This window comes from Okeania sp. SIO2C2 (genome assembly GCF_010692625.1).
In the GTDB taxonomy this organism is placed as follows: Bacteria; Cyanobacteriota; Cyanobacteriia; order Cyanobacteriales; family Microcoleaceae; genus Okeania; species Okeania hirsuta.
Window position 1 is genome coordinate 100,942 of record NZ_JAAHGM010000004.1, and the last position, 25,871, is coordinate 126,812.

20 protein-coding genes and 1 tRNA gene are annotated in these 25,871 nt (G+C 34.4%); 13 read left to right on the top strand and 8 right to left on the bottom strand.

The window, feature by feature from the left end; all coding sequences use genetic code 11:
* Positions 1-380: 380 nt before the first annotated feature.
* A complete protein-coding gene (locus F6K18_RS04025) occupies positions 381-791 on the bottom strand; it encodes a hypothetical protein (protein WP_287518867.1) in 411 nt (136 codons plus the stop codon).
* A gap of 71 nt (positions 792-862) precedes the next feature.
* On the opposite strand from F6K18_RS04025, the gene F6K18_RS04030 reads away from it, so the two are divergent.
* Entirely contained in the window at positions 863-1,519 is a 657-nt protein-coding gene (locus tag F6K18_RS04030) for a Uma2 family endonuclease (protein ID WP_353735009.1), read from the top strand.
* A gap of 591 nt (positions 1,520-2,110) precedes the next feature.
* On the opposite strand, the gene F6K18_RS04035 is transcribed toward F6K18_RS04030, so the two are convergent.
* Positions 2,111-4,318, bottom strand: coding sequence for a serine/threonine-protein kinase (locus F6K18_RS04035; RefSeq protein WP_287518869.1), 2,208 nt, complete (start codon positions 4,316-4,318; stop codon positions 2,111-2,113).
* Positions 4,319-4,738: 420 nt separating this feature from the next.
* Between F6K18_RS04035 and F6K18_RS04040 the strand changes: the two genes are divergently transcribed.
* Entirely contained in the window at positions 4,739-4,936 is a 198-nt protein-coding gene (locus F6K18_RS04040; protein ID WP_287518870.1) for a hypothetical protein, read from the top strand.
* Positions 4,937-5,762: 826 nt separating this feature from the next.
* Complete coding sequence (locus tag F6K18_RS04045) at positions 5,763-5,903, top strand: hypothetical protein (RefSeq protein WP_287518872.1); 141 nt, start codon at positions 5,763-5,765, stop codon at positions 5,901-5,903.
* A gap of 261 nt (positions 5,904-6,164) precedes the next feature.
* On the opposite strand, the gene F6K18_RS04050 is transcribed toward F6K18_RS04045, so the two are convergent.
* Positions 6,165-6,941 (bottom strand): superoxide dismutase, encoded by a 777-nt coding sequence (locus F6K18_RS04050; protein ID WP_287518874.1) that lies wholly within the window; start codon positions 6,939-6,941, stop codon positions 6,165-6,167.
* Between the two features lie 853 nt (positions 6,942-7,794).
* Positions 7,795-9,006, bottom strand: a complete 1,212-nt coding sequence (locus tag F6K18_RS04055; RefSeq protein WP_287518876.1) for a hypothetical protein — start codon at positions 9,004-9,006, stop codon at positions 7,795-7,797.
* A 126-nt stretch (positions 9,007-9,132) separates the two neighbouring features.
* On the opposite strand from F6K18_RS04055, the gene F6K18_RS04060 reads away from it, so the two are divergent.
* From F6K18_RS04060 to F6K18_RS04070, 3 genes are all read left to right on the top strand, one after another.
* On the top strand, positions 9,133-9,354 hold the full coding sequence (locus tag F6K18_RS04060; protein ID WP_124146520.1) for a hypothetical protein: 222 nt from the start codon (positions 9,133-9,135) through the stop codon (positions 9,352-9,354).
* 769 nt (positions 9,355-10,123) lie between these two features.
* The gene (locus F6K18_RS04065; RefSeq protein WP_353735010.1) at positions 10,124-11,029 is read left to right on the top strand and encodes an NAD(P)-dependent oxidoreductase; all 906 of its coding nucleotides are present in this window, start codon (positions 10,124-10,126) and stop codon (positions 11,027-11,029) included.
* Between the two features lie 481 nt (positions 11,030-11,510).
* On the top strand, positions 11,511-11,654 hold the full coding sequence (locus F6K18_RS04070) for a hypothetical protein (RefSeq protein ID WP_287518878.1): 144 nt from the start codon (positions 11,511-11,513) through the stop codon (positions 11,652-11,654).
* Between the two features lie 366 nt (positions 11,655-12,020).
* On the opposite strand, the gene F6K18_RS04075 is transcribed toward F6K18_RS04070, so the two are convergent.
* On the bottom strand, positions 12,021-13,334 hold the full coding sequence (locus F6K18_RS04075) for a D-alanyl-D-alanine carboxypeptidase (protein ID WP_287518880.1): 1,314 nt from the start codon (positions 13,332-13,334) through the stop codon (positions 12,021-12,023).
* A gap of 1,701 nt (positions 13,335-15,035) precedes the next feature.
* Between F6K18_RS04075 and F6K18_RS04080 the strand changes: the two genes are divergently transcribed.
* The 7 genes from F6K18_RS04080 to F6K18_RS04110 all read left to right on the top strand — a co-directional run bounded on the left by F6K18_RS04080 (position 15,036) and on the right by F6K18_RS04110 (position 23,930).
* Complete coding sequence (locus F6K18_RS04080; protein ID WP_287518883.1) at positions 15,036-15,641, top strand: IS607 family transposase; 606 nt, start codon at positions 15,036-15,038, stop codon at positions 15,639-15,641.
* 205 nt (positions 15,642-15,846) lie between these two features.
* The gene (plsX, locus tag F6K18_RS04085) at positions 15,847-16,884 is read left to right on the top strand and encodes a phosphate acyltransferase PlsX (protein ID WP_287518886.1); all 1,038 of its coding nucleotides are present in this window, start codon (positions 15,847-15,849) and stop codon (positions 16,882-16,884) included.
* 433 nt (positions 16,885-17,317) lie between these two features.
* On the top strand, positions 17,318-18,325 hold the full coding sequence (locus F6K18_RS04090; RefSeq protein WP_287518888.1) for a beta-ketoacyl-ACP synthase III: 1,008 nt from the start codon (positions 17,318-17,320) through the stop codon (positions 18,323-18,325).
* 1,090 nt (positions 18,326-19,415) lie between these two features.
* Positions 19,416-20,297, top strand: a complete 882-nt coding sequence (fabD, locus tag F6K18_RS04095) for an ACP S-malonyltransferase (protein WP_287518891.1) — start codon at positions 19,416-19,418, stop codon at positions 20,295-20,297.
* Positions 20,298-21,577: 1,280 nt separating this feature from the next.
* Entirely contained in the window at positions 21,578-22,489 is a 912-nt protein-coding gene (locus F6K18_RS04100) for a substrate-binding domain-containing protein (RefSeq protein ID WP_287518894.1), read from the top strand.
* A gap of 452 nt (positions 22,490-22,941) precedes the next feature.
* Positions 22,942-23,577 (top strand): lysophospholipid acyltransferase family protein, encoded by a 636-nt coding sequence (locus tag F6K18_RS04105; protein WP_287518896.1) that lies wholly within the window; start codon positions 22,942-22,944, stop codon positions 23,575-23,577.
* A 20-nt stretch (positions 23,578-23,597) separates the two neighbouring features.
* Entirely contained in the window at positions 23,598-23,930 is a 333-nt protein-coding gene (locus F6K18_RS04110) for a DUF2288 domain-containing protein (protein ID WP_287518899.1), read from the top strand.
* On the opposite strand, the gene F6K18_RS04115 is transcribed toward F6K18_RS04110, so the two are convergent.
* The 3 genes from F6K18_RS04115 to F6K18_RS04125 form a co-directional block, all read right to left on the bottom strand.
* Positions 23,891-24,481: a YdcF family protein gene (locus F6K18_RS04115; protein WP_287519107.1), complete on the bottom strand. Its 591-nt coding sequence runs from the start codon at positions 24,479-24,481 to the stop codon at positions 23,891-23,893. The genes F6K18_RS04110 and F6K18_RS04115 overlap by 40 nt on opposite strands.
* Positions 24,482-24,861: 380 nt before the next feature.
* Positions 24,862-24,935: transfer RNA gene (locus tag F6K18_RS04120), tRNA-Pro, on the bottom strand.
* A 567-nt stretch (positions 24,936-25,502) separates the two neighbouring features.
* Positions 25,503-25,868, bottom strand: coding sequence for a DUF1818 family protein (locus F6K18_RS04125; protein ID WP_287518902.1), 366 nt, complete (start codon positions 25,866-25,868; stop codon positions 25,503-25,505).
* Positions 25,869-25,871 lie beyond the last annotated feature (3 nt).

Below are 25,871 nucleotides of genomic sequence, written 5' to 3' on the forward strand. Positions count from 1 at the left end.
TTTCACCAATTTTGCAGAACAAATTATAGGGGTTTGCGTATATATTCTGTTATTAATTATGCAACTTTACCTTTGTCTTTAACTGTGGCAATGCTTTGATGACTGTTCTAATTAGACTACTTTGAGTTAAGTATATTTGCAATTATATCAAATGATTTTTGATGGTTGATAGATGTAGCTCTGAAAAAGAGTGATCGCTCTTCACCCTCTCGAAGATTCAGTAATTTTCCCACTTATCAAAAATTATAGATAACTGCCACATTTTTTCCCATTATCAAATCTTTCCATCCATTTCTCCCCAGTGGAAAACTATAAACAGCAGAAATATTTTCATCTTGTGAAGTACCAAGAGATATATGCCTATTTTTGCCAAAATCTTTCTATCCATCTCTCCCCAGTGGAAAATTACTAACATTTTCATCTTGTGGAGCTCCGGAAAAATTAGCCCTGTCAAAGGATTTTGAGGAATCTTCCCCAGAAGCAATAGCAGAATATTTTTCATTCTGTGAAGCACCTATAAATATATGCTTGTTGTTCTCAACATTTTCCCATCCATCTCTCCCCAGTAAAAAATTACCAATATTTTCATCTTGTGAAGCTCCAGAAAAATTAGTTGTGCCAAAGGATTTTCCAGAATCTTCCCCAGGAGCAATGGCAGATTTTTTTTCATTCTGCGGAGCACCTGTAAATATATGCTTGTTGTTCTCAAAATTTTCCCATCCATCTCTCCCCAGTGAAAAATCACCAATATTTTCATTCTCCAAAGCTCCTGAAAAAAATTCGCGCCTCAAAGGATTTTTGGTTGCATCCTGGTAAAAATTTTGATATCATAATAATCGTTGGGGGTTACTCGCCTATACGCATGACTTTTTATTCAACTAAAAATATTTATAGCTTCTCAGATATAGAACTCCATTCCGCTTTCCTACAGAATGCTACTCTCAAAAACTGGTTTGCCATGTCAGTCCAACTGCTAAAACGACAATTCACCGTCAAAGAATATAACAAAATGCCTGAAGTAGGCATCCTGAAAGAAGATGAGCGAGTAGAACTAATAAGAGGAGAAATTCTCAAAATGTCCCCAGTAGGTCGTCACCATGCAGCTTGCGTGAACCGTTTAACTAGACTATTTTCTCAAAAGTTAGGCGATCGAGTTTTAGTTAGTGTTCAAAACCCTGTTGAATTAGATGATTATTCTGAACCAGAACCAGATATAGCTTTGTTGGAGATAAAAGCAGATTTTTACGAGTCAGGACATCCCCAGTCTCAGGATTTATTTTTGATAGTTGAAGTAGCAGATAGTACGATTAAGTTCGACCGTGAAGTTAAAGTTCCTCTTTATGCTGAAAATAATGTAATTGAGGTTTGGTTGGTAGATATTAATGAGGAATGTTTGGAGGTGTATCGACAACCTATTGGTAGTGGTTATAAGGAAGTACAAAAGTTCGAGCGGGGTGAAATTGTGTCTGTTCAAGGGTTTCCAGATATTAATATTCAAGTGGATGAAATACTAGGATGAGATGTGGCGCTATGCACAAGTTAGAAGTCAGAAGTAATCTATGAGTGAGTTTTAGTATTGAGAAATTCATAATCTGAAATAACACTTACCCAGTAATTTCTCTTTTGTATAATTAAACCTACCTCTACCTGTAAATAGGAAAAATCTCTGGTTAATTTAGTGGGGCAATTTGATGATCTTTTGGTTTGTCATCCCACTGATTAAAAAAGGCAGAAGGAAGGATTATCGCCAGAACTAATACCAATTTCATAAAATATTGCTACAGTCACGACATAGGGAAAACTTAACTGGGAAAGAAAAACATAATAAAAAAGAGGGAAAAAAAGTTGAATTTTTATAATTTATGGGATTTATATTTTTTTTTATTGTACGAATAAATCACAAATTAAGATGTAATTAACTTTTTTTAATTTTGGTATAATTTTAACCACTGTAATGACCGTAAGGTATTGAATAAACAGCAGTTAGATAATTTTCTTATCTATCTAACTAAGTAAGTAGAGCTAAAAAATAAGGTAAGAAAAATTGCTTTGTTTCTATTCTCTTTTATCTGTCAAAAAATCATCTTCTATTTAATTTCACCTACCTAGTTTATTTATCTATCTTGCCATTATATGTACTACCATCCGGCATAGTAGCACCATCTAGATTTGCACCAGTAAAATCAGCACCTTTAATATTTGCTCCTGTAAGGTCAGCATTTTTGAGATTAGCATTTTTAAGATTAGCATTTTCTAGGTTGGCATTTTTTAGGTATGCAAGTTCTAGCCAGGCATTTTCTAAATTTGCTGACTTTAAATTTGTATTATCTAAGTTAGCACCTGCTAACTTAGCCTTCCTAAGATTAGCTCCCTGTAAATTAGCATCTTGTAGTCTGGAAAATATTAACTCTGCAGTTTCTAAATTAGCATTTTCTAAATTAGCCTGGTGTAAATGAGGAAACATGAATCTGTCATCGTCTCTAGGATTTTCTAGATAATAGTCTAAATAGACATAGCTACCTCTACTGAGTTTAGCACCCTTGAGATTAGCATTTTTTAAGTTTGCACCGACTAATGCGCTATCCATGATAATAGTGTTTTCTAAGTTAGCTCCCTCTAAGTCAATATTTTCTAAATTTCCTACTAGAAAAGCATCAGATAAGTCAGAATTTTTCAAATTCAATCCCTGATATTTTCCGTTAACAATTTGCCAAACTAAACGCCATTTATAATCTAATATAGTCTTGTCATTAATTAAGGTATATCGAAGCTCTGTCTGTTTTAAATTAGCATTTTTTAAATTAGCATTTCGTAAATCAGCTCCAAATAAGAATGCTCCCTGTAAATTAGCATTTTCAAGATTCGTATTTTCTAGATTTGCGGCTTGCAGGAAGCAGTTTATACATTCTTCTTTAATCTGTAGTTGCTTTATATTTGAAGCCACATATTCCTTACATTCATTCTGATTAGAATTATAATTATAATCGTCCAATGAATAATAGAAAATACATTGAGAATCTTTATCTGAGTGCAAATACCAAAATGATGGATCGGACTTCCACATCTCAGAAACTTTTTTGTCTAAACTATCTTCGAGACTTATATTTACTGAATCAATATTTTCATTTACTGTTGATTCTGAATTACTATATTCTCTTGTACTCTCAATACGGTCAATTTCTGAAGAGTTACTTACTAAAGTGTGACTTACTGGAGTTGGATTTACTAAAACTTTATCTAATAAATTAATCACTGAACCAATAGTAGAAATAGTAACAAGAACTACTAGAGTTCCCACAAAACCAGCAACTTTTTTATTATCTTTAATTTCTCCCCTACGAGTAGCAAAAATTTCTCCCTTATCCGCAACACCAATAAATTTTTCATTAACTCTAACTTCATCCTCTAGAAAAGCAAATCTTTCCCTACCTCCAACAACAGGAATTTTCCCACCAACAAATTCTCTATCAACCTTAACTTCATTCCTCGGAAAAGCAAATATTTCCTCACCTCCCACAACAGGAATTTTATGTAATTCCCGCAAAGCCAAAACAGCATTTTCATAACGCCTTTTCTGATGAAGTTCCACCATTTTCGTCAACCACTTAGTAAAACGCCAATGTAAACTAGGAGCCAAATCTGCAAACTTAAATCGATAATCTTCATCCAATAATCTATCAACTTCTACACTCCTAGTTCCCGTCAATAAACAAATTAAAGTAGCCCCCAAACTATATAAATCTGAACCAGTTGTCAAAGGTCGATTAAACATTTCCTCCGGTGGCATAAATCCTGGAGTTCCTGCTGCAATGCTACTCAAAGCCAACTCCCCACCTCGCAATCTTGCCAAACCAAAATCCACCAAATAAACCTGCAAATTTTCATCCACTAAAATATTCTCCGGTTTAATATCCCGATGAATTATTGGAGGTTGAAAATTTTGCAAATATACCAAAATTTCCAAAACTGAAATAGCAATTTGTTTCACTTCTTCAGGAGTAAAAATATGCCTTTCTGCTAAAGATGGAGCATGAATATATTCTGTTACCAAACAAAAACCAGACTCAGTTTCAAAAGAATCTAAATAACAAGGAATTTGAGAATGTTTTAATTGTTTGAGAGCTGATATTTCCCGTTGATAATTCTTAAAAGCTGACCAACTCCCATCCGCAATAGCAAATCTAAATTCCTTAATTACAACCTGTCGATTTGAAGTGATAGAGGAAGCTAAATATGTAATCCTTCCACCTTGTAAATTACACCCTAATTCTTTGCTAACTTGATAACCGTAATTAGTAAAATCTGGAAAATTTTTCATATTCTGTGACTAACTTTTTTTCACGCAATTAAAAAAATGGTTTTCCCAAGGTTGCCGAGGAATATTGCTTTATGTTATTGGAAACAATTTTAATCTGACAGAATTAACCTATTTCATGGAAAAAATATAGTAACTTGCATAGATATTCAGTTATTACTCCTGCAACTTTAGCTTTCTCTTTAATTATGCCAATAATTTGATGACTAATTCCTATTCCTAGCAAGCTTCTTTGAGCATTAGTATTTTCCCTTGATTCTATAAGTTTTAAATTAATTGAGTATATTTACAATTAGATCGAATAATTTTTTCTGGTAGGGAATTACTTATTAGAAGGTTAGCTAAGTTCAAAGGTTAGAGTTGCAATAGTTACTATTTCTGTATTTGATTTATCAAATGGCTCAAACAACTAAATATCTAATAATGAAATTAATCTCTTCTCTATTATTCCCATCTATTATCCAAAAACTACAAGGATTTTCATTCTGTGAAGCTCTATATAAAAATTCTATTTTTTCTAGCGATCGCCTCAACCTTGCCGAGAAATATCCCTCCCTACTCTCCCCAAAATTTCCACTCCACAAAATTCGCTCATTTTCTCAGCTATCAAAAATCAAATAAATATCACCACCAAATTTCTCAAATTATCAAATAAATATCTATTCGATGATTCCCACCTATAACTCCTCACCACAAAAATCATCATCCTGTGAAGCTCCTGAAAAATCGGCGCTCGGAAGGATTTCTGATTGCATCCTCAAAAAAATTGTGATACTATTAACTTAGTGGGGGTTGTTCGCCCCTGCGCATGACTTTTTATTCAACTAAACAAAGTAAGGTTAGAATATTAAGAGATTGTAGCGATCGCGAAGCGTGGCATCAGCCGTATCGTCAACAGGAGATAAAACTTCTAGAAGAACAGGAAGATATACGCTCACTTAAAACCAGAAAAATAATCATTCTGTTAAGCTCTTAAAAAAACAACCACATCTTTGTTTTTCTAGCGACCGCCTCAACCTTACCGAGAAATATAGCTCCCTACTCTCCCCAAAATTTCCACTCCACGAAATTCACTCATTTTATCAGCCATCAAAAATCAAATAAATATCACCACCAAATTTTTCAATTCATTCAATTAATGTCTTTCCCATAATTCCCACCTACAACTCCTCACCAAAAAAAACATCATCCCGTGAAGCTCCTAAAAAAAATCGGCGCTCGAAAGGATTTCTGATTGCATCCTCAAAAAAATTGTGATACTATTAACTTAGTAGGGGTTGTTCGCCCCTACGCATGACTTTTTATTCAACTAAGAAAGTAAGATTAGGATATTAAGAGATTGTAGCGATCGCGAAGCGTGGCATCAGCCGTATCGCTAAAAGCAAATAAAACCCCTAGAAAGAGCAGAAGATATACACTCACTTAAAATCAGAGAAATAATCATTCTGTGAAGCTCCGCAAAAAAACAACCACATCTTTGTTTTCTAGCGATCGCCTCAACCCTGTCAAGCAATATCGCTCCCTACTCTTCCCACAATTTCCACTCCACGAAATTAGCTCATTTTATCAGCCATCAAAAATCAAATAAATATCACCACCAAATTTCTCAAATTATCAATCAAATCAATATCTATTCGATAATTCCCACCTAACCTGATAACTCCTCACCACAAAAATTATCATTCTGTGAAGCTCCAAAAAAACGGCAAAAATTACCATTGCATCCCCAAAAAAATTTTGATACTATTAACTTATTAGGAGTCGTTCGCACCTACACATGACTTTTTATTCAACTAAAAATCCAATCCTTAAGTATTCGATAAACTAATCAGATTTTAGCAACTAACCATTACTTAGCAATTGAAGTGCTCGCCAATTCATACCTGCGATTAATTTCCGGCCAATTAACCACATTCCACCAAGCATTCAAATAATCACCGCGACGATTTTGATAGTTCAAATAATAAGCGTGTTCCCAAACATCATTACCCATAATCGGATAATCCCCTTGGAAAAAAGGACTATCTTGATTAGCAGTGCTAATAACCTTTAACTTTCCATTTTTACCCAAAACCAGCCAAGCCCAACCACTACCAAAACGACCAGAACCTGCAGCATTAAACTTATCCTTAAAACTATCAAAATTACCAAAACTTTCATCAATAGCAGCAGCTATTTTTCCTTCAGGTTTACCCCCACCATTAGGAATCATAATTTCCCAAAACATCTTATGATTTACATAACCACCACCATTGTTTTGTACAGCAGTACGAATATCCTCCGGTAAAGTATTCAAATTACGCAATAAATCTTCCGCATTTTTGTCCTTAAGTTCAGGATACTTAGCGATCGCTCCATTCAAATTTCTAATATAACCAGCATAATGTTTATCATGGTGAAACTGCATAGTTTCTTGATCAATATAAGGTTCCAATGCATCATATTCATAAGGTAGAGATGTTAGTTGAAAAACCCCAGAGTTTTCCACTGATTGAGTATCATTTATTGAAGTAGAAGGAGTTACGGATGAAGAAGAATGATCTGTTGATGTTTGGCAAGCACTTAGAACCATAGATCCTAAAGTTGCACTCGTTAAGATTAAGAATTTGCGCCGATTAATGTTCATTATTAGTTTTTCATAAAAATAGTTTACATAAAATATATTAACAGCTATAGCACCCGATATAGAAATCTAAAAATTATTTCGAGTATTTTGTGTTGGGAAATAAATTATTTATGAGATACAATTTTTTTGATTTTATGTTTCTTGTACCTCCAAGCAGATATGTTATAGCGTAAACTTTCCAGATTTACTCTCAGATCATACCCGGTTGAATACTTAATAAATAACTACGGAGCAGTCAGGAGTCAGGAGGAAAGAATAAGGAAGTTTTTTATTACTCATTAAACGGACATTATGTCATCTCTAATTTTCAACTTACTTTGGCGTAAGTTGATGATTTCAAAAGCCAGGAATTAATGATATTTTTTAATCTTTAATACCTCATAATTTTAACAGCAATAGACTTTTGACAAAACAAATCCAAATTATTGAGAGGAGATAGAGAATTACAATAATTTTAGCTGTGGGATTTCCGGAAAAACATATTATACTTTGGTCAAAGCAACTTCTGTTTAATTTTTTTTGACCTCAATAAATCCTTGGATTTATACTTTGCTGGAAGTAAGGCAGAGGGTAAAAGGCACTTATGTTTAAATGTTTCTTCCAATTCCGACTTAATTCTATACACAAACCATGCTACCGGAAATGATATAACAAACACTTATCACTCCTGGTATTAGTTAATAATATTCTTGAAAATAAGAAGTAATTGTTAATTGTTTAAACTTCTGCTTTCCTACTAAAAAAAAATAAAATAAAGAGAAAAATTATGACTTTATTTGAGCTAAAAAAATCTGCATTTTTTCTTAGATTTCCTGTTTTTTTATTGAATAATATATATTGTATTGATTGAAAATTATTCTAGTTCATCAGTTACTAAACGCCTCAGAATTTCCGTAACTTCGGCTGCCATCCGTGCATCTATTTCTACTGCTTCTCTGTCAAAATCTCCTAAAGCTCTTGCTGCCCGCAAAGTCATCGCCATAGACCTGATTTTTTGCTGATATTCAAACTGGGTAAAACAAGTATAAGTAAGTTCTGTACGTTTGCGACTGCTACTATATCCAAAACCTAATTTAGATAAAATAACAGGATATTTAATACTATCTTGAATACCCAATTTTTCCAGAGCCACATCAACATAACGAGCAGTATCTTTACCAGCATTACGAATAAAAGGTTGCAAATTTTCCCAAGACATTCCTGGCAGTTTTGCCGATTCTGGTAAATGATAATAGCAACTAACCATTGACATGATTCTAGTTAAATCATAAGTAGCGACAGTATTTTCTCCAGGTTGTTCTACTCGCTTTTTACTTTCCGATACTGCACTTAATAATACCCGGTCATCTTGTGTTATTTGGGGAGAAAAAATAAACGGTTCCTCACCATATAAACCTTGAAATTCCGTATGATTATTACCTGTGATTTCCTTGAGCCATGATTCTAAATCTACATAAATCTGAAAACATTTAAACATTGCAGCTAAAGCATTTGAACTACCAATTTTATTTCCATAAGTAAAAATATCTTCTACAACTTCATTAAAGTCTAAAAAATTTCCATCTCCGCAGATTTTGCATTTATTAATATCTCCATTAATAGAACAAATAACATTTAAGATTGCGATAATTTTAGTAGAACTCCAATATTGACATTTATCCAAAGAATTTCTGCCTAACCAACGAGATTTAAACGGTCCGCCAGCAGTACCAACTAGACAAATACAAGCCTCTTTAATATCAGGATGAATAAAACTAAGAGCCTGTTCATCAATATCAGGAAGTTCGCCAACATTAGGAAAAGTTTTTGCTCCTGGAATTGCTAAACTAGGCAGCATAGTTAAATGTTCTGGATAATTTTCTACCTGGTTTTGATAGGGAGAATTTTTAATTCCTTTATCCAGAAAAGCCAGTTTATAACTGTTAAAACCAGCCTCAGCTTTTAAGAAATCGTCATATACTTTTTCTCTGTCCATTGCCAGTAATAAAGTAAATGCTTCTTTTTGACCAAAAGAGGCAAAAAACTCTGCCACTATATTTAGAATTTTATCGTTGATATTTTCCATAATTTTAGTTGGTTAAAATATAGATACACGGATAAAGAAGTTATTTTCTTTGCTACTACTATTATATTTGTTAATATTGGTAAGTCATCGGATAATTTTACCGGATTTAGTGGGAGTTTGATATTTTTGAAGGCGAAAACTGAAATAGGATTAGTAACGGATGATAGCCAAAAGTTAGTTTATTTGATTTTAGAACCTTTGATAGAAGTAGATGTGATCGCCTTTCAAGCATTACTTGTGCAAGATAATATCAAAAAACGGGATTTATTAAGATTAAAAAATGGTAGTGTAATTGAATATTATTTACCGAAAAATTGTGGTTTAAAGCCTCCCCTTTTAAGGGGATAATAAATAAAAATTTTCATGATTAGTCAATCATCTTCTTTTCAAGGAGAGGTAATTATTAATTATTAATTATTAATTAGTAATTATTAATTGTTGAAAGCCTCAAAAGTTAACAGGTAAAATTGTCGGTCAGGTCTGGAGTTTTCGAGATGTAAGGGAATAAGGTTGTTGGTTGATTGGGTTTGAATAAATTCTAGTTTACTCCGTTAATCTCCTGTTTTACTGGGGTTTTTTTTTGACCTGGCCTCTGATAGCAATCGCACCGATGAGTATTCTATCTCACGAAGAGGCCAGTGCTTTTACTGGTCACTTATTTGTGCCATCCTGCACTAGTTTTCAGGGGTATGTTTTTTTGAATAATTAATATTAACTGGCGTGCTAATTATCAAAAATGTCATTCCGCCTGTGTTAATTACTTAATAATTGAAGTTTTACCTAAGTTAAACATTCTTTTTTCACCCTTGGTATAATATCATTGATTGGTAGTTTTAGATTGGGACATAAATAAGAATAAATAGGCTCTAGCAAATAATATTTTTGCCGTTGATAAATACTATTTACTAACTGATTTACCCTAAAAGTAAGTTATTTTGGATTACCGATAAATTACAAATTACTCATCAAACAACTAAATATTTTAGCCTTTAAATTTCAGACAAATTTTCATATTATTATAGCCCATTGTCTGAGCAAGTTTAGCACAATATTTCTAGAAATCATTGCTTTGAATTAGTTTGTTAAATGCTATATTTTTTGACAAATATCAAAAATCATGGTATCAAAATATGAAAATCTAGAGGAAATGACTAATGAAAATTGGATTTTTAGGAACGGAACGGGTTTAATGGGTCTGCCAATGGCTCAAAAATTGTTAGAAGCTAATCATATTGTAACTGCTTATAATCGTACTCAATCAAAATTAGAACCTTTAGAAAATGCAGGTGCTAAAATTGCTAATTCTCCGGCTGAAGCTATTCAAAATTCTGAATGTTTGATTTTGATGTTGACAAATTATACGGCTATTAAAGATGTACTTTTATCTGATAGTTCAAAAGCGGAATTATCGGGTCGAACAGTAATTCAAATGGGAACTATTTCTCCTACTGAAAGTAAACAAATTAGAGATGAAGTTGTTGCTTGTGGCGGTGAATATTTAGAAGCTCCTGTTTTAGGCAGTATTCCTCAAGTAAAATCTGGTAGTTTAATTGTGATGGTGGGAGCTTCCCCAGAACAATATGAAAAATGGTGTGGTTTATTAAAGATATTTAGTCCCGAACCATTACATATTGGTGCGGTAGGTAGTGGTGCTGCAATTAAGTTGGCAATGAATCAATTAATTGGTTCTTTAACAACTGCTTTTGCTCTGAGTTTAGGGTTGATAGTTCGGGAAGGAATAGACGTAGATTTGTTTATGCAAATTGTTCGGGACAGCGCTTTATATGCTCCAACATTTGATAAAAAATTACAACGAATGTTAGACAGAAATTATGAAAATCCTAATTTTCCAGCTAAACATTTATTGAAGGATACGAACATATTTATTAATGCGGCAGAATCAGTAGGACTTGATGTGAGTATTCAAGAAGGAGTGCGTAAAGTTTTGGAGAAAACTATTGAACTAGGATTGTCAGATGTGGATTATTCTGCTTTATTTTCGGCAGTTAATCCAGATGACTAGAATATTTTCTCTTTCGATCGGCACGTTTTTCTAAAGTGATGAAAAAAAATTACCCTTAATTATGGTATTGCTGATTTGATGTATGAAATTCAATTAGTGGTAAGTTTTCACACCATCTTTAGTTGAATAAAAAGTCATGCGTGCGGGCGAACAACACCCAATAGTACAATCTTATCATGATTTTTTTGGCGATGCAAGGCTTTTCCCTTTTTTTTTGATCTCCACAAAATGATAATTTCTGGATTTGTGAATATGTAATATCGATCTTTTGATGGGGTGAAAATTTTTCCGGCCGTTAGTTCTTTATTTGAGTGCTTCACAGGATGATAATTTTTCTGGTGCTTTGATGATGTGAGTATCTCTATATATTCAGTGACAATGTGCTGTTTTTTTTGTTGAACAAAAAGTCATGTACATGGGCGAGCAACACCCAATAATAAAATAGTATCATGATTTTTTTGGCGATGCAAGGGGAAATACCTTGCCGTTTTTTTTAGCTTCACAAAATGATAGTTTCTGGGTTTGTGAATATAGCGATCGCTTCTACATGAATAATATTGATACTGTTGATGGGGTGAAACATTTTCCAATCGTTACTTTTCCAGCAAAGTGCTTCACAAGATGATAATTTTTCTGGTGCTTTGATAGTGTGAGTATCTCTATATATATGTATTCAGTGACGATATGCTGTTTTTTAGTTGAATAAAAAGTCATGCGTGCGGGCGAACAACACCCACTAATAAAATTGTATCATGATTTTTTTGGCGATGCAAGGAGAAATACCTTGCCGTTTTTTTGGAGCTTCACAGGATGCAGATTAATCATCCGTGTATTCGTGGCCAAATCCTTGTCTGGCAACATTGCTTAAATGTAATGGTAAGTAGCTGAAGGTAATTTCAGTTATCAGTTAGTCTCCTCCGGAGGAGCTAGGCTTTTTCCTATCGGATGCAATACTAACTCCTGTGAAATCATAAATTTATTCAGCAACACCTTAATTTTGTTGTCCCAAAATCAGATTTCGATCGCTAGCTCCCAAACCCAACCTATTACCATTAATCTGAGGAGTAATCACAGCAGGTACTTCAGTAACTCCCCAAAGACTTACCAATTGCTGTAAAAATTTATCCTGCTCCACCCGTGTTGCCTCCCAGTAGGGACTGCGGTTAATCATCGTAAACCAAACCAAACCCTGTTCGCGGGTAGGAATAACTCCAGCTAAAGCAATCACATCATTGAGAGTACCAGTTTTCACCGCCGAACCCTGGGGAATACTCCTAGACTGGTCTACTAAAGTTCCTCGGTCATAACCAGATACCGGAAACAAGTCAGCAATAACCCACTCAGAAGTTTGAAGATACCTTTGAATAGCAATTAACATTGCACTTACCGCTCTTGGAGAAATTTTATTTTCCACCCCCAACCCAGAACCATTAATTAATTGAATTTCTGCTTGAGGCACTCCCGCAGTCCAGGCAGCTTTTTGTTGAACAACTTTTGCTCCACCCAAATTACTAGCTATTATTTCAGCCAACTTATTATTACTTTCTACATTCATAGTTTTGAGGATATAGATAAGTGGCAAAGACTTGTGTCGAATAATTGGAATTTCTGTAGATACAGATTTTTGGGATATTACAGAACCAGCGATCGCCACTTTTGGCAGAGGTGTTCCTGGTGGCATTCGGTTGTAGATATTTCTCACACTATTAGACCAAGTGGCTGAATTGATACCTTCTCTCAATAATTGGCCTGCAACTATAGGGTCAGTCTGATGGTTCATCCAGAAATCACCCACTACAATCAAATTACCTGTGACTTGATTAATTCCCAGTTTTTGGATGGTGTTCCCGAGGGCGATCGCTTCTTCCCAGACAAAATATGGGTCATTACCGCCAGTAATGACTAAATCTCCTCGCAATATTCCATTTGTAATTGGGCCTGTGGTGCTGATGGAGGTTGCAAATTGATGTTGAGGTCCCCAAGTTTCTAGTGCGGCTAAGGATGTGGCGATTTTTGTTAAGGAAGCACCAGGCATGGGAACTGTACCTTCGTGACTATGCAAAAGTTTGAATTCTGACTGTATCCATATACCCTGAGCATCGGAAGTTAGTAATCTCTTGGCGTCTAAACCTTTCAAGTATTCATCTACTTCTATAGTTAATATTTGATCGGAATTTTCAGGTGAAATTAATTGAGGTAAACCTGTTTGCCATTTCATTACTGTTAAAGTATTTTGCCCAATAGTTTGTATGCCTGCCATTTCTAGCCACAGAGATATAATTCCATAGCTGAACAAATCCCACATAAATCAATTCAATTTTTTTCAAGTTTTTCTATAGCAGGGAACAGGGAACAGGGAACAGGGAACAGTGGTAAAAGCTTTTCTCTGTCTCTGGTTCATCATCAATCTCTGTCCTAACTAACTTTTTCCTTGCTATATCATAGTGGACTTCAATCATATATATCCTACATTCCGCACTTCATCATACAAAGATTATGTTTTTAGGGGATAGAAAGCAGAAAATTGATTGTTCAGGAGCTTGTCTAATTCTTTAATCAAAAAAGGAAAATTTATTTATTACTGTTTTGTCATACGCAATAGTAAGACATCAAACACCTGGCAATGATTAACTTGGAGTTTCCTACTGAGGAGGCAGAAAATTGATTGTTCAGAAGCTTGGCTAATTATTGAATCAAAAAAAGAAAATTTATTTATTACTGTTTTGCCATACGCAATAGTAAGACATCAAACATCTGGCAATTATGAATTTGAAGACTTCTACTGAGGAGGCAGAAAATTGATTGTTCAGGAGCTTGTCTAATTCTTTAATCAAAAAAGGAAAATTTATTTATTACTGTTTTGTCATACGCAATAGTAAGACATCAAACACCTGGCAATGATTAACTTGGAGTTTCCTACTGAGGAGGCAGAAAATTGATTGTTCAGAAGCTTGGCTAATTATTGAATCAAAAAAAGAAAATTTATTTATTACTGTTTTGCCATACGCAATAGTAAGACATCAAACATCTGGAAATTATGAATTTGAAGACTTCTACTGAGGAGGCAGAAAATTGATTGCTCTGGAGATTGGCTAATTATTGAATCAAAAATAGAAAATTTATTCATTACTATTTTCGCATACGCAACAGTAAGACATCAAACACCTGCCAATAATGAATTTGAAGACTTCTACTGAGGAGGCAGAAAATTTATTGCTCTGGAGATTGGCTAATTATTGAATCAAAAACAGAAAATTCATTCATTACTGTTCTGACATACGCAATAGTAAGGTATCAAACCTTTGCCAACCATTAATTTGAATACTCTTACTGAGGAGGTAGAAAATTTATTGCTCTGGAGATTGGCTAATTATTGAATCAAAAATAGAAAATTTATTCATTACTATTTTCGCATACGCAACAGTAAGACATCAAACACCTGCCAATAATGAATTTGAAGACTTCTACTGAGGAGGCAGAAAATTTATTGCTCTGGAGATTGGCTAATTATTGAATCAAAAATAGAAAATTTATTCATTACTATTTTCGCATACGCAACAGTAAGACATCAAACATCTGGAAATTATGAATTTGAATACTCTTACTGAGGAGGTAGAAAATTTATTGCTCTGGAGATTGGCTAATTATTGAATCAAAAATAGAAAATTTATTCATTTCTGTTTTCACATACGCAACAGTAAGACATCAAACATCTGGCAATTATGAATTTGAAGACTTCTACTGAGGAGGCAGAAAATTTATTGCTCTGGAGATTGGCTAATTATTGAATCAAAAATAGAAAATTTATTCATTTCTGTTTTCACATACGCAACAGTAAGACATCAAAAATCTGGCAATTATGAATTTGAAGACTTCTACTGAGGAGGCAGAAAATTGAAAGTATTATTTTTTACTTAAATTACTGATAAAATAAAAGATTAAAGGTTTACAAAATTTTACTAAATTATTTGCTAAAATTGTTTATTAAATATCCTAAGTTCTGAAAATGAGCAAAATTTCTATAGGGAAAGCCGCAGAACTACTTGGAGTAGCAGAAAGTACTCTAAGAAGGTGGGAACGTGAAGGCAAAATCCAATCAGAAAGAACTAAAAATGGACATCGCCGATATGATGTTACCACTCTTCTTGGACTAAGAGCTGGAGAACGTAAAACTATTGGTTATGCCTGCATTTCCAATTCTGAGCGAACAGCCGATTTAGATAGACAAATTATGGTACTAGAAGCCTACTGTAATAATCAGGGTTGGCTAGTAGAAATTATCCGAGATTTAGGTTCCGGAATAAACTATAGAAAACGGGGGTTAGTAAGATTAATAAAAATGATCTGCTCAGAAAAAGTAGAGCGTTTAGTTTTAACAAATAAAGACCGTTTAGTAAGATTTGGTTCGGAACTAATCTTTACAATTTGTGAGATTTTTGGCACAGAAATTGTGATTATTAATCACTTGTCTGAATCCACAGAAGAAGAAGATTTGGGTACAGATATCTTGGAAATAATCAAAGTTTTTAGTGCTAGGTTATATGGTAGCCGTAGCCAAAAAAATAAAAAAATAGTCGAAAAATTGCAAGAGGCAGCCAATCAAATAAATTGATAATTATTAAGTCAAAAATTCTCAGTAATCAAGACTTCTGTCAATAGACTCGGAAAGCTGTATATTTTGTGTGTTTATAGAATTTTTTTTGCTTTTATAAATTGAATTAATGTCCGAGAGAGTAATTTTTCAAAAGTCATTCATTCAAAAGTAAATAAAGATCGATTAACTGATAAAATCTTGAAGGTTTCTCTAACTTGGATCAATGGGAATAACACCTACACGAATCGCAATCGACGCTATGGGTGGGGACTACGCCCCATCACAAATTGTTGAGGGAGCAATACAAGCACAAGAAACTCATGGTGTAAAAGTATTGTTAGTTGGGGACCCTCAACAAATAAAAGCCTGTATTAATCACAAGTCAAATCAACCTCTGCCAGAAATAGTCCCCGCCGAGGAAATTGTGGAAATGCACGAAGAACCTTTGACTGCTATTAGACGTAAGTCCAAAGCATCAATTAATGTGGCGATGAACTTAGTCAAGCAAAAAGAGGCTGATGCTGTGGTATCTGCAGGTCATTCAGGAGCAGCAATGGCCTCAGCCTTACTACGTTTGGGACGACTAACAGGAATCGATCGCCCTGCAATTGGGGCAGTTTTGCCAACTATGGTTCCCAAAAAACCAGTCTTGATTCTTGATGTTGGGGCGAATGTAGACTGCCGTCCTAAATTCTTAGAACAGTTTGCTGTTATGGGGACAATTTATAGCGAATATGTCCTGGGGACTCCAGAACCAAAAGTGGGACTACTAAATATTGGGGAAGAACCATCAAAAGGAAATGATTTAGCAGTAAGGACTCATCAAATACTGGAAGAAAATAATCAAATTAAGTTTATTGGTAATGCAGAAGGTCGGGATGTTTTATCTGGCAGTTTTGATGTGATAGTTTGTGATGGCTTTGCCGGAAATGTTTTATTAAAATTTGCTGAGGCAGTGGGTGATGCTGTATTGCAAATGATGAAAGAAGAATTAACGCCAGGTCTGAGTGGGAAAGTAGGTACTGCAATATTACGACCTAATTTAAAACGAATGAAGCAAAGAATAGATCATGTAGAACATGGAGGTGGATTACTATTAGGAGTAGGAGGAATTTGTATTATTAGTCATGGTTCTTCTAAAGCTATCGCTATATCTAATGCTATTCGTTCAGCAAGAGATGCAGTGGAGAACAGAGTAATTGAACGAATTAATTCTAACTATGTACCAGAAAATCACAAATCAATAGTTAGCAATCAGTGATTTTTCTAGATATTTTAGACTGATTCACTGTAATTAGAAGCTACCCAAATTATTGAACAAAAAAATTTAGTAGATAGAATCAATCATAAATTTCAAATAAGTCAAAAAATCGCAAAATTTGAAACAAGTGAAATCTAAGAGTAAATAGCATTTAAGAATGGTTTATACTAACCATTCAACAATTAATAATTAATAATTAACAATTACCTCTCCTTGAAAACATAGGATTGACTCAAAGGAAAATTTTTTCTTTTCTCTTAGTCCATTGGATATGGCGAAGAGACCCGTTCTTGCAGACCCGCTTCGCTAACGCCATCCCACTCTACGGGAAGCTCCGCTAACGAGAGCTTTTCCCCTTTAAAGGAGAGGCTTTAAACTTTAATTATTCGCTCATTAGTAACGATCAAACCAATAAGAGCTTAAAAACTGACAGATGACAAATATCGGTATTGCCATTACAGGAAGCGGTTCAGCTACGCCAAAAGTCTCCTTAAGTAACCAAGAGTTATCCCAAATAGTAGAGACTTCTGACGAATGGATCGGCACTCGTACAGGGATTGGTAATCGACGACTGGCAGATACAACAGAATCATTATGTACCCTCGCGACTAAAGCATCTCTAGTAGCGATCGCCCAAGCGAACATTACTCCTGCAGATATTGACTTGATAATTTTGGCCACATCTACTCCAGATGATTTGTTTGGCACTGCCAGTCAAATTCAAGCAGAATTGGGTGCCCAGAAAGCAGTGGCCTTCGATCTGACTGCTGCTTGTTCTGGATTTTTATTTGGTCTGGTAACAGGAGGACAATTTATCCGTACAGGAGTGTATCAGAATGTTTTGCTGATTGGGGCAGATGTTTTATCCCGATGGGTAGACTGGGGAGATAGAACCACTTGTGTGTTATTTGGAGATGGTGCTGGTGCTGTGATTTTGCAAGCTTCAGAACAAGACCGACTATTTGGGTTTGAACTTCGCAGTGATGGTAGTCAAAATAATTGTTTAAATCTTTCTTATCAACCACAAGCAAAACAAATAATTGAGGGAGTAACTGTTAGTCAAGGTACTTATCAACCAATCACTATGAATGGGAAAGAAGTCTATCGTTTTGCGGTTCAAAAAGTTCCGGAAGTGATAGAAAAAGCTTTATTTAAAGCTAATATGAGTACTGAAAAAATTGACTGGTTATTATTACATCAGGCTAACCAAAGAATTCTTGATTCTGTTGCTAGTAGACTTAAAATTCCCTCAGAAAAAGTTATTAGTAATCTCAAAAATTATGGCAATACTTCTGCCGCTTCTATACCTATAGCTTTAGATGAAGCTGTTAGGGAGGGTAAAGTTAAACCGGGAGATATTATTGCTGCCTCTGGTTTTGGAGCAGGGTTAACTTGGGGAGCAGCAATTTTTGAATGGGGCATTTCAATAATTAATAATTAATAATTAACAATTACCTCTCCTTTAAAACGGAATTGATTGACTCAAAGGAAAATTTTTCTTCTCTTGGTCGATTGGATATGGCGAGGAAACCCGAAGAGTAACAGATCAACTCTAAATAGTGCCATCTCACTCTACGGGAAGCTCCGAAGATCGACCGCTTTTATCCTCTTAAAAGAGGAGGCTTTCAAGCACAATTTTTCGGTAATTGAGTAGAAATTAAAATAGATATCTCCACCAAAAGAGGGAGTAGGTAGTAGGGGGAAATAATTGATTATTTATGTGCGATAATTAATTGGATTTGTAAGCATTTCCTGCGGACTGCTACGCAAACAGCCGTCAGCTATCAGCTATCAGCTATTGTTTTTAGTTTTAGATAAAAGCTTTACTAATTGAGGCAGAATTTATACTTAACTATAAAAGCTCGCTAAAACAGTCTATAGTAATTAAAATCCCCTCATGAGAGCTGAGAGCTGAGAGCTAATAGCTGAATGCTTACTTTGATTTTTTATTATTATGCCTATGTCTAATGTAATTTAAGCTAAAACGCATTGATGATTTTATACTCTCTATTTCCTTTTACAAAAAATTGGGATATATAGCAGAAGAAAAAAGGAATAAGAAAGAAGAAATAAGAAAGAAGGAAAAGTCTTACGTTTTCTGAGTTTTAAACTTTTTAACTGTCCTAATACCAATTTGAAAAAAGAATGCTACAAAAAAGTAGATATTGATCGGATATGCTTAAAAATAGCTGCTCCAGTTCATTTGAGATAGTTATATCTATGTTTTTTCCCTTTTTTTCAATATTTACCCCTTATTCCTTCTTCCCTCTTCCTTCTTTTGTAGGGACGTTGCATACAACGTCCCTACCTTATGTAATAAACATTTATCAAATTGGTATAACCTTTCCTTCGACTACTATATATTTTCAGGGCTAAATAGCTGATACCATTTCTCCATGAAGTTGCGCTTAATAAAAGATAACAGCTATTAGTAAAATTCAGGTTTTGGTAAGAATTATTAAGCGCATTGTTACAGAGAAATGGTATGACAACTTTTAAAAATAAATTATAGTCAAAATTATCATATTAAAATGACAAAAACAGCATGGGTTTTTCCAGGGCAAGGTTCTCAAAAAATTGGTATGGGAATAGATTTATTAGACTTGCCTGCTGCTAAAGCAAAATTTAAGCAAGCTAACGAAATTTTAGGTTGGTCTATAACAGAAATTTGTGAAACCCAAAAAGAAAAATTATCTCAAACTCTTTATACTCAACCCTGTTTATATGTAGTAGAAAGCTTATTAGCAGATGAAATGTTTGCTAATTCTTTTCAACCAGATATTGTTGCAGGTCATAGTTTAGGAGAATATGTTGCTCTCTACGTTGCTGGGGTATTTGATTTTGAGACAGGACTAAAATTAGTTAAAAAACGTGCCGAATTTATGAATAATGCCACAGATGGACAGATGGCAGCTTTAATGGGATTCGATCGAGAAAAGCTTGAAAAAGAACTTCAGCAAACCGCAGATGTTGTTCTAGCAAATGATAATAATTCAGCTCAAGTTGTAATATCTGGTACACCAGAAGCAGTCGAAACTTTACTCAGTAAAATTAAGGTTAAACGTGTAGTGAAGTTAAATGTTTCTGGGGCGTTTCATTCTCACTTAATGGAGTCGGCATCTATAGAATTTCAACAAGTATTAGAATCAGTAAAATTTGCTGATGCAAAAATTCCCATAATTTCCAATTTTGAGCCAATTTCCACTACAGATGCAGCTACTATAAAAAAACGTCTCGCTCGACAAATGACAAATGGCGTGCGGTGGCGCGAAACATCTTTACAGATGCAAAAAGAAGAAGTAGAAAAAGTCATAGAAATTGGTCCGGGGAAAGTTCTCACAGGTATAATTAAACGAACTTGCCCAGATTTTAAATTAGCAAATGTAAGTAGTTTAAAGGATATTAAAGTTTAAGTTGAAAGTTAAAAGTTAAAAGTTAAAAGTTAAAAGCTAAAGAATAGCCTTGATTTTTTGATTATTTCTAGTCAAAAATTTAGGTAGATAGTCTGATATTATTTTTGAATTGATCATAAGTAAAAAAAATTAGGCTTTTTGGATAGCAATGAGAATCGTCAAACCCTATGAATTTTCAGACTAATATAAAAATATTATTTGAATTGCGGGTAAAAATATCTTTGAATTTAGGGAAGACCGGATCTGGAGAATAGGGGGAAAAGTTTCAGAGTTTTTATATATCCTTAGATTTTTTACATATCATTTGGGATTTCTATATAACAATCCTATTTGACTTGTGAGATATCCTCAACTGTTAGGAAATAGGGAAGAGGCAATGGAAAACACCGAAGCAATAAATCAAATTATCAGGAAGGATTTAGGATGTCTATAACTATAAATTATTAGGTTATATCCTACTTGGATTACTGATAAATACCTAGTCATAAATCAAATTAATTTTGAGACTAGGAGTCAGGAAGGAGATAGGAGAGTCTATTATTTTGCGACTTATGGAAGTCAAATAATTTTGGAAAATTTACTTAGTGCAGTGTATTTTACCTTTAATCTTACTTATAGTCATTCTAGTTAAGATTGAGACAAGAGTTTCTTACCTTGAAAGAGTTTCAGCTAAAAAAGTGTTCCAGTCTTATTCAGAATGACTATACCTATAAAAAAATATCTATTTGCTGTTTATCTGATTTTCCCGATAATACCAATTTGATAAATATTTGCTACAAATAACTAGGTTCTTTCTTAGGAGTTGCCGAATCAAAATGAATAGCTTTGATACCATTTATTAGGTCGGAATTTATCTTTGTTAATTCAAGGGAAATCTCTTGCACGTGTCTTTTAACTGCCCTGATTATTCGTAAAATTTTTTTCCAAAATAGAATAATATTTTGATCGGGGTTAACTGTAGATCGAGACAGACAAGTTAATAAATTTCATAATTCTGTGCAGTCTCACATAAAATTGATATAACACCTGACACCTAATTGTGTGTAGACTCATCTAAAATTGGTATTATTCTGTCTAAATTATGTCAGTAATAAAATACTTATTCCTAAGTAAGCAAAAGAATCTCTCCGAAATCGCCTAATCCTACTTATTCAGACTAAAATTATAGAACAGAAACAAAAGGCACAAAAATTTATAGGTAGGTATTGGCGATCTATGACTTCATCAATAATCCTATCCAAATTGTACTTAGTATCACTATCAAACCAAGCTAAACAATCATGGCTAAAAATAACACACCGCCAGCAATTGTTTTTATACTATTATTTTTCCTACTAGTTGGAGGAGGATACTGGTTTTTATTAAATCAAAATCAACCAGATACTAATAAAAATGTTGTTAATAATCCATCAGCAAAATTAAACATTGCTAAAGCAGCTAATCAAATAGTCTCTAATCTAGATACATCTCTACCAAATCCCAATATATTAGCAATGGATGGTAGTGTAACGATGGTTAAATTAATCAAGCTGATAGAAAATGCTTATGAACAAAAATATCCTAATATTCCAATAACTTATGGAGTACCTGAAGGTAGACCAAATGGCTCTAATCAAGGTATCAAAAATTTACTAGAAAATAAAGCACAAATAGCAGCAATATCTCGTACTTTACTACCAGAAGAGAGCCTTCAAGGAAACATTAAATTAATTCCTATTGCTCAAGATGCTTTAGCAGTAGTCGTCGGAATTAATAATCCCTACAAAGGAAGCTTAACATTAGATAAACTAAAAGATATTTATCAAGGAAAAATAATCAATTGGTCAGAAGTTGGTGGTGATGATTTGCCGATAAAAGTTATCAACCGTTCTCCCAAAAGTGGCACCTACAATTTCTTTCAAGATGTTGTCTTATTAGGAGAATCTTTTCTTCCAGATAGTTCAAACTTTATTACATATCAAAGAGATGTCACAACTCCAATTTTACGAGAATTGAACAATAATGGAATTAGCTATACCACAGTAGCTCAGGCAAAAAATCAAACCACCGTTAGAATCATGCCAATAAACGACATTTCACCTGTAGATCAAACTACTCCTAATAATGACAATTATCCTCTGAATCGTAGTGTATTTTTAGCAGTACCAAATCAAACAAGTTTAGCAGTAAAAAATTTTCTAGAATTAGCTTGATCAACCAAAGGTCAACAACTTGTACAACAGGCAGATTTTATACCTTTAGATTGAAGAAGGCAAAAGGCAGAAGGGAAAATTGCTGATGGATAGTCTTGACACGCCACTCCGTTTCTTATACCCCCAAACAATTTTAAGCACCGCAAGTGACGATGGGGGTATTAAACTCGCAAAAGAAAAGATAACGTAGTTCCAACCTTATGAGGCAAGCTGAAAGCTGTTTGCGCAGCATTCCGCAGGAAATGCTTAACCTTCTGCAGCAAAAAACTGATATAGCAAGGAACGAGTTGGTGTTTGACTTATGTTGATGATGAATATTAAGACAGAGAAATTATTTTCCCACTGTTACCTGTTGCCTGTTCCCTGTTCCCTGTTCCCTGTTGCCTGTTCCCTGTTCCCTGCTATAGGTTATGATGATGAACTAACTTAACCTAAAATCAAGGTCATATCTTGTGGCTAGAAATCGTGAACCAGTCGAGAATTTAATTCTTTATCGCTTATTAAAATGGTCAGTAATAGTTCCTATACTTAAGTTTTATTTTCGCAATAATATTTATGGTACAGAAAATGTTCCACAACAAGGGCCATTTGTCGTAGTTAGTAATCATGCCAGCGACTTAGACCCTCCAATAGTTTCTGTTTGTATGAAAAGACCTGTTGCTTATATGGCAAAAGAGGAATTATTTGAAGTACCCATTTTGAAGCAGATTATTACATTATACGGAGCATATCCAGTGAAAAGAGGATCGGCAGACCGGAGTGCTATTCGTTCAGCACTCAATAGTTTAGAACAGGGGTGGGCAGTAGGTATATTTTTACAAGGAACTAGGACTTCTGATGGTAAAATTACAGAACCAAAATTGGGGGCGACTTTAATTTCTGCAAAGGCAAAAGTACCATTATTACCAGTTTCTATCTGGGGTACTCATGCAATGAAACGTCAAGGTTTGATAGCTAATTCTGTACCAATAACTGTCAGAATTGGAGAACTTATACCACCTCCAGAGTCAACTAAGAAACAAGAGCTAGAATTAATAAGTCAAAAATGTGCAGATATAATTAACAAAATGCACGATTTAGGACGTTAAAATATTTAGTTAAAAAACAAATGCAGGATATTAGAGAACAATTGGCCGAAAACTTGGATGTAGCTGAATGGAATTGGTTAGTACCCCATGTAAAACGTGATGCTGTAGTAATTGTAGGCAAAAATTTAGATTTATTAGATGTGGGAGTAGCGATCGCTTCTGATAATACATCTTCTGTGCAAGACTGGATTAGCCGAGAACTTATTTATAAGCCCTCAGCCGAACAATTGTCAATTTGGAATAGTAATGATAGTAAAAAATTTAATGCTTTGATAGTACAACCTTTTGTTTTGGTACAAGAATCTGATGCTACTCAAGAAGATAATGGAGCTACCAGTCCTGCACCAGTATAACCAGTAGTCACCCATAAAATTGCTCTCATGCCATCTCTAATAACTTTTTCAATGGGTTCGGGCGATCGCCCAGAAGGTACAGGCATTGGCTTAAAATTAATGCCCCTACTACCCAAAACAATTTCCCCGATAACTTGGGCACGAAGCATATGGTCATCAGAAGTAACTAAATAAACACTTGTGATACCGTGGGATTTTAACTTATCTACCATTGTTGTAAAATTAGTTACAGTATCTACGGCATCGTAATCTAAATGTAAGCGAGTTTGCGAAATACCACTCCTAGAAAATAACCAGTCGGCATATTCTGGGTTAGTGCCAGAAGACACCCAAATATCTAGCTGCGGATGTTGACGAGCAAATTCTGCAGCAAAAACTTCTCTCTCTATCGCCCCACCAAGTACAAATAAAGCTTGAGGTGTTTCTAAACTACCTGCAAACTGTTGATAACTAATCCAAAAAGTTAATATAAGTCCTAGTAGAAACCAGAAAATGCGGGAAATCTTCAATTCTTTGTATAATTTTTTACTTGAAATAACCCTCAACACCATATCTTTCACATAAAAAACCATCTGTAGTGTTACAGATGGAATTAGATTCTATCAAATAAATATTCAGATAGTATTATTTACCATCCGGAGTAGACAATTATGGCGTTACGCGTAAGTCAGAACTCAGAAGTTAGAAGTCAGAAGGCGCAAATTAATCCCTGGCTGAGTTTGAGTGTTTATAATTGCGCTAACCTATTTCCATAGTGCTATACAAAAGATTTTTTGAATAAATAACAATTTCTGGCGTTGGTGAATTTAGCTATGATTTTTTTGCTGAGGGGGTAGGGAATAGGTAGGGGCGTTGAATACAACAGCAGACTTTCCAAGGCCTAAAATAACTTATAGGAGAGTTTTGGACTTCTCTATAATATTAATTAAAATCGGAGCGGCGGGATTTGAACCCACGACCCCCACTACCCCAAAGTGGTGCGCTACCAAGCTGCGCTACGCCCCGACAACCATTAATCTACTATAACATCATATTACACTTTTGCAATTAATTATTATATTTTGAGAAAGATATTTTTTATACATTTATGATAGTTATAGCAGTCGAAGAAAAGGCCGCAGACATATCAAAAGCCTAAAACTCAGATAACGCAAGATTTTTCTATCTTTCCCCTTACCGAATAATTAACCTACATTCCGCACGACAAAACGTAGCATAAAAATATAAGTCAAAATTCAAAAGTCAAAAGTAAGAAGTAAGAAGTAAGAAGTAAGAAGTAAGAAGAACATTATAGTGGTCAATAGGAGTCAATAATTCAGTAAATTTGACTTTTGAGAAGTAATTTATACAGTATAAATATTTACCAATAATAGAAATTGTATACTACTTTTAATGTTACAAATTGACGTGCGGAATGTGGGATTAAGGTTTAAAGCCTCTCCTTTAAAGGAGAAACAAGAAAAAATTTTCATTATTAGTCAATCCTATCCTTTTTCAAAGAGAGGTAACTATTAATTATTAATAATTAATAATTAATTGTTGAACCCTTCCTTCTTCCTTCTGCTATGTGAGTTAAAAAATTTTCAACATTTGTGCTGCTTGGACTAAACCAGGCACAGCTTGTACAGGCCATTTTCCTTCTGCTCTGCGCTCTTGATTTAAAATGAACTGAACAGTATAACTTTCTGGAAACCCTTCTACCTGCATCCAGAGCAAATCACTTTCAGCTTCGCATACTATTCTCTCTTCATCCATCAACTCATCTGCCATCTGGTTTATAGCTTTATTTAACTGGTCTAATAATCTGCAAAAATCCTCAAGTTCTCCTTCTGTTAGTTCTATTGACCACTCATTACCAGCAACTAAACCCTTAAATCTTTCTGCTTCAGGATTCAACCCTAACCGCCAACCAGCTCCACTTTTGACTATTCGTCCCATTTT

Coding starts and splice junctions, on each gene's coding strand:
- F6K18_RS04030 (WP_353735009.1), top strand. CDS start 863: ATGACTTTTTATTCAACTAAAAATATTTATAGCTTCTCAGATATAGAA.
- F6K18_RS04035 (WP_287518869.1), bottom strand. CDS start 4,318: ATGAAAAATTTTCCAGATTTTACTAATTACGGTTATCAAGTTAGCAAA.
- F6K18_RS04040 (WP_287518870.1), top strand. CDS start 4,739: ATGAAATTAATCTCTTCTCTATTATTCCCATCTATTATCCAAAAACTA.
- F6K18_RS04050 (WP_287518874.1), bottom strand. CDS start 6,941: ATGAACATTAATCGGCGCAAATTCTTAATCTTAACGAGTGCAACTTTA.
- F6K18_RS04055 (WP_287518876.1), bottom strand. CDS start 9,006: ATGGAAAATATCAACGATAAAATTCTAAATATAGTGGCAGAGTTTTTT.
- F6K18_RS04065 (WP_353735010.1), top strand. CDS start 10,124: ATGGTATCAAAATATGAAAATCTAGAGGAAATGACTAATGAAAATTGG.
- F6K18_RS04075 (WP_287518880.1), bottom strand. CDS start 13,334: ATGTGGGATTTGTTCAGCTATGGAATTATATCTCTGTGGCTAGAAATG.
- F6K18_RS04080 (WP_287518883.1), top strand. CDS start 15,036: ATGAGCAAAATTTCTATAGGGAAAGCCGCAGAACTACTTGGAGTAGCA.
- plsX (WP_287518886.1), top strand. CDS start 15,847: ATGGGAATAACACCTACACGAATCGCAATCGACGCTATGGGTGGGGAC.
- F6K18_RS04090 (WP_287518888.1), top strand. CDS start 17,318: ATGACAAATATCGGTATTGCCATTACAGGAAGCGGTTCAGCTACGCCA.
- fabD (WP_287518891.1), top strand. CDS start 19,416: ATGACAAAAACAGCATGGGTTTTTCCAGGGCAAGGTTCTCAAAAAATT.
- F6K18_RS04100 (WP_287518894.1), top strand. CDS start 21,578: ATGGCTAAAAATAACACACCGCCAGCAATTGTTTTTATACTATTATTT.
- F6K18_RS04110 (WP_287518899.1), top strand. CDS start 23,598: ATGCAGGATATTAGAGAACAATTGGCCGAAAACTTGGATGTAGCTGAA.
- F6K18_RS04115 (WP_287519107.1), bottom strand. CDS start 24,481: ATGGTGTTGAGGGTTATTTCAAGTAAAAAATTATACAAAGAATTGAAG.
- F6K18_RS04125 (WP_287518902.1), bottom strand. CDS start 25,868: ATGGGACGAATAGTCAAAAGTGGAGCTGGTTGGCGGTTAGGGTTGAAT.